Raw genomic sequence first — 2287 nt, 5'->3', positions numbered from 1 at the left:
GTGGCGCTGGGCTTCGGCGCCATCACGCGGCTAGGCACCGCAACGCGCGACACCCGTTTGCTTGGCAGGTAGGAGGCGGGAGCCGAAGCTCCCGCCGTAGTTTTAGCCTTCGAAGGCGCCCATCTGGGCGGTTGCGCTGGCGCGGCTGGTGGTCGGGGCCTGGCTCGGGGCCTCGTAAGGCTTCCACTCATTGCCGGTGAGGTGCGCGTAGGCCGAGACCGCGCCCTCGGCGGCGGCCAGAAGGGCGTGGGCCTGGAGACCCATTTCGCCGGCGAAGATGCGGGCGCGTTCGGCCCGGCTTTCGAAGCCGCTCACGCCGTCCCGGTCTTCGTCGCGATCCTCATTGGCGACCTTCATGGTGAGGTCGCGGGCCTGGGTGACCTTGCCGGTGTAGAACTGGCCGGCCCCGAAAGCGGAGCTGACATAAGCGCCGACGATCCGCTGCAGGTGCATCTCGAGGGCTTTTTCGGAGAGGGGGAGTTCCTTGGAAGCGAGGGCCAGGTGCTCTTCGGTTGCTTCGCGAATGCCGGCGGTGTCGACGGGCTCGAGGCCGAAGGTGCGGGAGAGGTTTTCGGCGAGCGCACTGTGGGGGCACAGGCTGGAGGCGAGTTCGAGGGTGACGGGCTGGCGGGTTTGGGTGGCGCGGGCGGCGGTCTGGGTGCGGGTCTTGCTGGCCATGATTCGATCTCTCTTGCGCCGGAAAGGTTCGCCGGCCCAGTGCCGGCTTTCCCCCTCGGGTGTGGTCGACCAGAACCGGGTAGGAGGGAGCGGAAACCCCTGAGGACGGCAGTGGTGCGGGAGCGCAGCGACCCGGTGCCGTGCGAACCGCAGGCGCTTTGCCGTTTGGCAAAGCGGGGGTTGGAGTGAGTGACGCCCGGTTCAGACCACAACAGCCAGAGGGGTGAGACCGGACAGGGCAGACCAGGAGGACTGTGGCTGCAAGCGATCGAGATTCCCCATGGTCAGCAAGACCCGCACCCAGACCGCCGCCCGTGCTTGCATCGTTCTTTACGGGTCGCCCCTGGGATTGACCGCCAGCTTGTTCCCCGTGCCTTCCAATCCGGGAACTACCTTCGGCCGTCTCTCGACACCAGCGTCTGACTGCCATCGAGGACCGGCACCTGATTTTCGCCGATGCAACGCGGCCGTCCTAAGGCGCGGCTTGCGTGGAAGGATCTTCGGCACGCCCCTGAGCGGAGCGGGGATTGAGCAGTGCTCCAAGCTCACAGACCGCTGCTCCAAGCTGGTCGGCATAGAGGCTGCGACGCCGTGAATCTTAGCGCGAGCGTGTTCGAAAGTTGGCTAAGGAGTGCCGTCACAAGGTTGACGTGGCGGAGCGGGCTGCCCGACCGGCTGCCGAAAATGTCGATCCTCCCTCTGCCTCTGCTTTGCTGGGTGAGGAGGCTTGAGAGGATCTTCACACGCCAGACCCTACCGAAGCTGCGTGGGACAGGCGGCTTTCGGGAACAGAGGGCGAGCGTCCTGCATGCCGATCCCGTAGCCTGATCACCGACCTCCGCCTGCGGCCCGTCCGGGCGCTGTCTTGTTTCCGGACGACGCCGGCGCGACCAGGAGCTTGTCGCCCTCCGACCGGTGGCTCATGCAGGTCCAGACCTCGCCGGCGCGAGTGTTGAAACCGAAACTGGCGAGCGCACCACACACGAAGCAGGTGCGGGCCGCCGCGAATGTAAAACCGGAATCATCCGTAGCGAGCTCCGTGATCGCGGGTCTATTCACCGTCCCGCAATTTGCTAGGCTCCTGTCATGGCGACTCGTGGTGCGAACCGAAAGAAACCTCAGCCGGTACAGCTGCCGCTGTTTCCGGACAGCGCGTCGTTGTGCCGCATCCGGCCGGAATTAAATGAGCGGCGGTATTACAGGATGGAGGTGTGGCCGGACTTGTTCGGCCGCGCGCTTCTCATGCGCCAGTGGGGCCAAATCGGGACAGAGGGTCGCCAGCGGACGGACCCGCATCCTGATCCGGGAGCTGCTCTCAATGCTCTGGCCCGAATTGCACGATCCAAGCACCGAAGAGGGTATCGGCCGCGGCCTTAGACGGTTGAGTGGCGCGACTTGGTCGGGGCGACACATCCTGGATGTCGCCGGAACAGGTTGGGGCCGGGGCTTTAGGGCCGCGTCCTGAAGCCGCGATCTCAGGACGATCACACTGCGCGGAATTAACTGCTTTGTTCATGCCAAACGCCGCCAGCAACCGGGGGGCAACAGGAGACAGACAGCTGTATCTGAAGGCGAGGTCAACAAGCGCCGACGCTGGCGAGGCTCCCAA

Annotated in this window: 2 protein-coding genes; one reads left to right on the top strand and one right to left on the bottom strand. The window is 65.4% G+C overall.

Features of this window, described 5'->3' with window-relative positions:
* Positions 1–102: 102 nt before the first annotated feature.
* Entirely contained in the window at positions 103–678 is a 576-nt protein-coding gene (locus tag GSQ92_RS25835) for a hypothetical protein (protein ID WP_159014473.1), read from the bottom strand.
* A gap of 1086 nt (positions 679–1764) precedes the next feature.
* Between GSQ92_RS25835 and GSQ92_RS25830 the strand changes: the two genes are divergently transcribed.
* On the top strand, positions 1765–2055 hold the full coding sequence (locus GSQ92_RS25830) for a WGR domain-containing protein (protein WP_159014471.1): 291 nt from the start codon (positions 1765–1767) through the stop codon (positions 2053–2055).
* Positions 2056–2287 lie beyond the last annotated feature (232 nt).

Source organism: Acidisoma sp. S159, from assembly GCF_009766125.1.
Taxonomy (GTDB): domain Bacteria; phylum Pseudomonadota; class Alphaproteobacteria; order Acetobacterales; family Acetobacteraceae; genus Acidisoma.
The sequence above is the reverse complement of the archived record's forward strand: the minus strand, read 5'-3'. Positions and strand labels throughout refer to the sequence as shown.

Bases quoted from the DNA above. Each gene is read 5' to 3' on its own strand.
- GSQ92_RS25830 (WP_159014471.1), top strand. From the start codon at position 1,765: ATGGCGACTCGTGGTGCGAACCGAAAGAAACCTCAGCCGGTACAGCTG.
- GSQ92_RS25835 (WP_159014473.1), bottom strand. From the start codon at position 678: ATGGCCAGCAAGACCCGCACCCAGACCGCCGCCCGCGCCACCCAAACC.